The organism is Sphingobacterium sp. T2 (assembly GCF_000814685.1).
Classification (GTDB): domain Bacteria; phylum Bacteroidota; class Bacteroidia; order Sphingobacteriales; family Sphingobacteriaceae; genus Sphingobacterium; species Sphingobacterium thermophilum.
In genome coordinates this window covers 1-5,709 of the sequence record NZ_JXAC01000196.1, presented here as the reverse complement: position 1 = coordinate 5,709, position 5,709 = coordinate 1, and the positions used below count along the sequence as shown (strand labels likewise).

Genomic DNA, 5,709 nt, shown 5'->3' with positions numbered 1-5,709 from the left:
CCACGGCCACGGCCACGGTGGACGCCGTGGTGGAAATCGTGGTGCTAAAAAGGATTAATTAACAACAAGAAGTAAAATATCTGCCTTAACGGTAGGTTAAAAATAATACGAACATGTTACAGCCAAAAAGAACGAAGTTCAGAAAGATGCAGAAAGGCCGCATGAAAGGTAATGCTACTCGCGGAGCAGAATTAGCTTTCGGTTCTTTCGGTATCAAATCAATGGAGCCAGCATGGATCACTAGCCGTCAAATCGAGGCTGCTCGTATTGCGGTAACACGTTATATGAAACGTGAAGGTCAAGTGTGGATCCGTATATTCCCGGACAAGCCGGTTACTAAGAAACCTGCTGAGGTACGTATGGGTAAAGGTAAAGGAGCTCCAGAATATTGGGTAGCCGTAGTACGCCCTGGACGTATCCTTTTCGAAGCAGAAGGTGTGCCACTAGAAGTTGCTAAAGAAGCGTTGCGTCTAGCAGCTCAAAAGTTACCGGTACAAACTAAGTTTGTAGTACGTAGAGACTACGTAGGAGCATAAAAAAGTTGGTAATGTCAATAGTTTAGCCTCTCGACCGTTACTCGAGAGGCATATATAAACCGATTGATAACCCAACATTAACACTGAAAGCAATGAAATATTCAGAAATCGTAGAATTAACAACAGAAGCTTTGACAGCTAAATTGGCTGAAGAGAAAGCTACGTTAAACAAATTAAAGTTTGCACATGCTGTTTCTGCTTTAGAAAACCCTAACGTTTTAAAAGCAACACGCAAAACTATCGCTCGTATCTCTACTGAGTTATCAAAGCGTAAGAATGCAGCAAAGTCTGAAACAGCCGCTGAGGCATAAAATTTAAGTCGAAATGGAAAGAAATCTAAGAAAAACAAGAATCGGCTTAGTAGTTAGCAACAAGATGGACAAATCTATCGTAGTAGCTGTAGAGCGTAAAGTGAAACACCCTATCTACGGTAAGTTTGTGAAGAAAACTACTAAATTTAAAGCTCATGACGAAAACAATACCTGCGGTATCGGCGATAAGGTATTAATCATGGAGACTCGTCCGCTGAGTAAAACAAAGAACTGGAGATTAGTTGAAATTTTAGAAAGGGCTAAATAACATGGTACAACAAGAATCTAGACTAAATGTAGCTGACAATAGCGGTGCTAAAGAGGTTTTAGTAATCCGTGTATTGGGCGGTACGCGCAAGCGTTATGCATCAATCGGAGATAAGATTGTTGTATCTGTAAAAAGCGCTTTGCCTTCAGGAAACATCAAAAAAGGAGCAGTTTCTAAAGCAGTAGTGGTACGTACGAAAAAAGAGATACGTCGTAAAGACGGATCATACATTCGTTTCGATGACAACGCTGCAGTATTGTTAAATAACAACGATGAACCACGTGGAACACGTATTTTCGGACCAGTAGCTCGTGAATTACGTGAGAAACAGTTCATGAAGATTGTATCACTAGCACCGGAGGTTTTATAATTATGGCACAGAAAACTAAAAAAACGACAACAAACTAAAAATCAAAAAAGGTAGATTTAAGTGAAAGTTATCGCCGGTAACTCTAAAGGTGTCCAAGGAAAAGTATTAGAGGTTTTGGTGGATGCCAACAGAGCTATCGTAGAAGGCGCTAACAAAGTTAAAAAGCACACTAAACCAACCGCAGCAAATCCTCAAGGTGGTATTATCGAGAAAGAAGCTGCTATCCACATCTCAAACTTAGCTTTAATAGATCCTAAAACAGGGGTTCCTACCCGCGTTGGTCGCAAAGTTAATGCAGATGGCAAAATTGTTCGTTACGCTAAAAAATCAGGGGAGGAAATTAAATAATGACTTACGTACCAAGATTAAAAGCGAAATATGCGGAAGAAATCCGTGTGTCGCTTAAAGAGAAATTCCAGTATAAAAGCGTTATGCAAGTTCCGAAACTTGAGAAAATAGTTGTATCGCAAGGTATCGGTGCTGCTACAGCAGATAAAAAATTAATCGATAATGCTATCGCTGAGTTAACCTTGATTACGGGTCAACAAGCTGTTGCGACTAAATCTAAAAAGGATATCTCTAACTTCAAACTTCGTAAAGGAATGCCTATCGGTGCTCGTGTAACATTACGCGACAACCATATGTACGAATTTTTAGACCGTTTGATTTCTGTGTCTTTGCCACGTATCCGTGACTTCCGCGGTATCAGCGACAAAGGTTTCGACGGAAGAGGTAACTACAACTTAGGTATCACTGAGCAAATTATCTTCCCAGAGATCAACATTGACAAAATCAACAAGATCACTGGTATGGATATTACCTTTGTAACTTCAGCTACAAACGATATCGAAGCATTGGAGTTATTAAAACAATTCGGTTTACCATTCAAAAATCAAAATTCGAACAACAATGGCTAAAGAAGGAGTAAAAGCACGCGAAATCAAACGTCAGAAGTTGGTAGCTAAATATGCAGCTAAGCGTGCAGCTTTGAAAGCAGCTGGAGATTACGCAGCTTTAGATAAATTACCTAAGAATGCTTCTCCGGTTCGTTTACACAATCGTTGTAAATTAACTGGTCGTCCAAAAGGATATATGCGTCAATTTGGTATCTCACGTGTTACCTTCCGTGAGATGGCATTAGATGGTAAGATCCCAGGAGTAAAAAAAGCTTCTTGGTAATCTCGAAAAAATATTTATTTTTGCCCGGATAAGTCTGAAATAGGACTTATCAGGGTTTTTGCATTGCAATTATTTGTTAAACAGACAATAGGTCTCAGCTCTAGGTTGAGCAGGGAAACCGTTGTCATAAATACAGTATAAAGTAAAATGAATACAGATCCAATCGCGGATTACCTTACACGAGTAAGGAATGCCATTAAGGCCAACCACAGGGTTGTTGAAATTCCTGCATCGAACCTTAAAAAAGAAATTACAAAAGTTCTTTTTGACAAAGGTTACATTGCTAATTACAAATTCATTGAAGAAGGGCCTCAAGGTTCTATCAAAATCGCTTTGAAGTACCATCCAATTAGCAAAGTACCGGCTATTCGCACTTTGACACGTGTGAGTAAACCTGGTTTAAGAAAGTATGCAAGTGTTGAAAACATGCCTCGCGTTTTGAACGGCTTGGGCATCGCTATCTTGTCTACCTCTAAAGGAGTGATGACAGATAAGGAAGCTCGTCTGCAAAACGTAGGTGGTGAGGTTTTATGTTACGTTTATTAATCTAGGAAAAAAAACACGGAAAAATGTCAAGAATTGGAAAAGCGCCTATCGCTATTCCTGCGGGAGTAACGGTAACTGTATCAGACAAGAATCTGGTAACAGTAAAAGGCCCTAAAGGTGAATTAACTCAAAAAGTAGATAGCGACATTACGGTATCCACCGAAGACGGTAAAATTATCGTATCTCGCCCTACTGATCAAAAGAAACACAAAGCTTTACACGGTTTGTACCGTGCGCTAATCAACAATATGGTGATTGGTGTAACTGAAGGTTACAAAACTACACAAGAGTTAGTCGGTGTAGGTTACCGTGCATCAAACACTGGTAATACATTGGAACTGACATTAGGTTTCTCTCACCAGATTGTTTTTGTATTGCCAAAGGAAATTAAAGTAACAACAACTGCTGAAAAAGGTAAAAACCCTACAATCACGCTTGAGTCTATCGACAAGCAATTACTTGGTCAGGTAGCAGCGAAAATCCGCAGCTTCCGTAAGCCAGAGCCTTACAAAGGTAAAGGTATCAAGTTCGAGGGTGAAGTATTAAGAAGAAAAGCAGGTAAATCAGCTAAAAAATAATAACCATGGCAGGAAGTAAAACATCTCGCAGAGAGCGAATCAAATTAGGAATAAAGAAAAAGACTTGCTGGTACAACTGAGCGTCCTCGTTTATCAGTATTTAGATCTAATAAAGGTATTTATGCGCAGATCATCGACGATACTACAGGCAAAACTTTAGTTTCTGCTTCAAGCATGTCGAAAGATTTCACCGCATCAGGTACTAAAGTAGAACAATCTAAAGCTGTAGGTAAATTAGTAGCTGAGAAAGCATTAGCAGCAGGTATTAATAAAGTAGTTTTTGACCGTAATGGGTACTTATACCATGGCCGTGTAAAATCATTGGCGGAAGGTGCTCGCGAAGGCGGTTTAGACTTTTAATCAATAGAAAGAATGGCATTAAGCAATATTAAAAGAGTAAAATCAAGCGAAATTGAATTAAAAGATCGCTTAGTTAGCATCCAACGTGTAGCTAAGGTGACTAAAGGTGGTCGTACTTTTAGTTTTTCAGCTATCGTAGTAGTTGGTGATGAAAACGGTATCGTTGGTTATGGCTTAGGTAAAGCTAAAGAGGTTACTGAAGCTATCACTAAAGGTATTGATGATGCTAAAAAGAATTTGGTGAAAGTTCCTATCATCAATGGAACAGTTCCACACGAAGCATACGGTAAATTCTCAGGTGGTTCTGTATTGATCAAGCCAGCTGTAGACGGTACTGGGGTATTGGCAGGTGGTGCAATGCGTGCCGTACTGGAATCAGCCGGTATCAAAGACGTATTGGCAAAATCTTTAGGATCATCAAACCCACACAACGTAGTGAAAGCAACTATTGCAGCATTGACTAGCATGCGCGATGCATACACAGTAGCTCAACACCGCGGTGTCGATTTAAATAAAGTATTTAACGGTTAATTATCATGGCAAAGATTAGAATTACCCAGATAAAGAGCGTTATCGACAGAAGCGAACGCCAAAAGAAAACTATTGAGGCTTTAGGATTGAAAAGAATCAACCACTCAGTAGAAGTAGAAGCTACTCCAGCTATCATCGGAATGGTGCGCAAAGTGAGCCATTTAGTTGCTGTGGAAGCTATCTAATGAAAAAATAATCGTATGGAAAGGATATTTTATTCTTTCCATTAGTTATTTATTTATAAATTTATTGTTTAACGTTGTTTCCTGTTTAGTGAGAGCGAAGGAGCAACATAATTTAGGTTAATAAGATGAACTTAAGTAATTTAAAACCAGCTGTTGGTTCAACAAAAAGCAGAAAACGTATTGGTCGTGGTCAAGGTTCTGGTCGTGGCGGCACATCTACACGTGGTCATAAAGGTGCTGGTTCACGTTCAGGTCACTCTACTAAAATCGGTTTCGAAGGTGGTCAAATGCCTTTGCAGCGTCGTGTACCAAAATTCGGTTTCAAAAACTTCAACCGTGTTGAGTACAATGGTGTAAACTTAGACGTTATCCAAGGTTTAGTAGATAAATATAACTTGACAGTTATAGATTTCGATACTTTAAGAGAGCATGGTCTTGTATCTAAAAATGATCTTGTGAAAATCTTAGGTCGTGGTGAGTTGAAAGCTAAAGTTGAAGTTAAAGCGCATGCATTCTCAGCGTCTGCTCAAAAAGCAATTGAAGCTGCAGGTGGTTCTATCGTAAAACTTTAATACATGAAAAAACTAATCACAACCTTAACCAATATATGGAAGATTGAAGACTTACGTAATCGTATTTTAAATACCTTACTATTTCTTCTTATTTATCGTTTTGGATGTCACGTGGTTCTTCCGGGTGTAAATCCTGAAGCTTTGGCAAGTGCCGGAGAGAAAGAAGGGCTTCTGGGCATGATCAACATGTTCTCCGGAGGTTCATTCTCCCGTTCGGCAATCTTTGCTCTTGATGTAAGGCATTACACCAAGCCTTCTATCGTTGTCATCATT

The 5,709-nt window shown here is 39.4% G+C and carries 11 protein-coding genes and 3 pseudogenes; all 14 read left to right on the top strand.

All coding sequences use genetic code 11. The features are described 5' to 3' along the window. The first annotated feature begins 113 nt into the window (after window positions 1-113). A complete protein-coding gene (rplP, locus tag SD31_RS11750) occupies window positions 114-536 on the top strand; it encodes a 50S ribosomal protein L16 (protein WP_039054267.1) in 423 nt (140 codons plus the stop codon). Between the two features lie 92 nt (window positions 537-628). Then, window positions 629-847: a 50S ribosomal protein L29 gene (gene rpmC, locus SD31_RS11745; protein WP_039054266.1), complete on the top strand. Its 219-nt coding sequence runs from the start codon at window positions 629-631 to the stop codon at window positions 845-847. Window positions 848-860: 13 nt separating this feature from the next. Further along, window positions 861-1,115: a 30S ribosomal protein S17 gene (gene rpsQ / locus SD31_RS11740; protein WP_039054265.1), complete on the top strand. Its 255-nt coding sequence runs from the start codon at window positions 861-863 to the stop codon at window positions 1,113-1,115. Window position 1,116: 1 nt separating this feature from the next. Continuing rightward, window positions 1,117-1,485: a 50S ribosomal protein L14 gene (gene rplN, locus SD31_RS11735; RefSeq protein ID WP_039054264.1), complete on the top strand. Its 369-nt coding sequence runs from the start codon at window positions 1,117-1,119 to the stop codon at window positions 1,483-1,485. A 40-nt stretch (window positions 1,486-1,525) separates the two neighbouring features. Further along, window positions 1,526-1,833: pseudogene (gene rplX, locus SD31_RS11730) on the top strand (50S ribosomal protein L24). Continuing rightward, complete coding sequence (rplE, locus tag SD31_RS11725) at window positions 1,833-2,402, top strand: 50S ribosomal protein L5 (RefSeq protein ID WP_039054263.1); 570 nt, start codon at window positions 1,833-1,835, stop codon at window positions 2,400-2,402. Before rplX ends, rplE begins: the two are co-directional and overlap by 1 nt. Further along, window positions 2,395-2,664: a 30S ribosomal protein S14 gene (rpsN, locus tag SD31_RS11720; protein WP_039054262.1), complete on the top strand. Its 270-nt coding sequence runs from the start codon at window positions 2,395-2,397 to the stop codon at window positions 2,662-2,664. Before rplE ends, rpsN begins: the two co-directional genes overlap by 8 nt. A 147-nt stretch (window positions 2,665-2,811) precedes the next feature. Then, window positions 2,812-3,210 carry a 30S ribosomal protein S8 gene (gene rpsH, locus SD31_RS11715; RefSeq protein WP_039054261.1) on the top strand — a complete coding sequence of 133 codons (399 nt, stop codon included), beginning with the start codon at window positions 2,812-2,814 and terminating at the stop codon, window positions 3,208-3,210. Between the two features lie 23 nt (window positions 3,211-3,233). Further along, a complete protein-coding gene (gene rplF / locus SD31_RS11710; protein WP_039054260.1) occupies window positions 3,234-3,788 on the top strand; it encodes a 50S ribosomal protein L6 in 555 nt (184 codons plus the stop codon). 5 nt (window positions 3,789-3,793) lie between these two features. Then, window positions 3,794-4,148 (top strand): annotated as a pseudogene (rplR, locus tag SD31_RS11705) (50S ribosomal protein L18). A 12-nt stretch (window positions 4,149-4,160) separates the two neighbouring features. Further along, complete coding sequence (gene rpsE, locus SD31_RS11700; RefSeq protein ID WP_039054259.1) at window positions 4,161-4,679, top strand: 30S ribosomal protein S5; 519 nt, start codon at window positions 4,161-4,163, stop codon at window positions 4,677-4,679. A 5-nt stretch (window positions 4,680-4,684) separates the two neighbouring features. Beyond that, window positions 4,685-4,864: a 50S ribosomal protein L30 gene (rpmD, locus tag SD31_RS11695; RefSeq protein ID WP_039054258.1), complete on the top strand. Its 180-nt coding sequence runs from the start codon at window positions 4,685-4,687 to the stop codon at window positions 4,862-4,864. A 125-nt stretch (window positions 4,865-4,989) separates the two neighbouring features. Continuing rightward, complete coding sequence (gene rplO, locus SD31_RS11690; protein WP_039054257.1) at window positions 4,990-5,436, top strand: 50S ribosomal protein L15; 447 nt, start codon at window positions 4,990-4,992, stop codon at window positions 5,434-5,436. Window positions 5,437-5,439: 3 nt separating this feature from the next. After that, window positions 5,440-5,709 (top strand): annotated as a pseudogene (locus SD31_RS11685) (preprotein translocase subunit SecY); the annotation flags it as partial.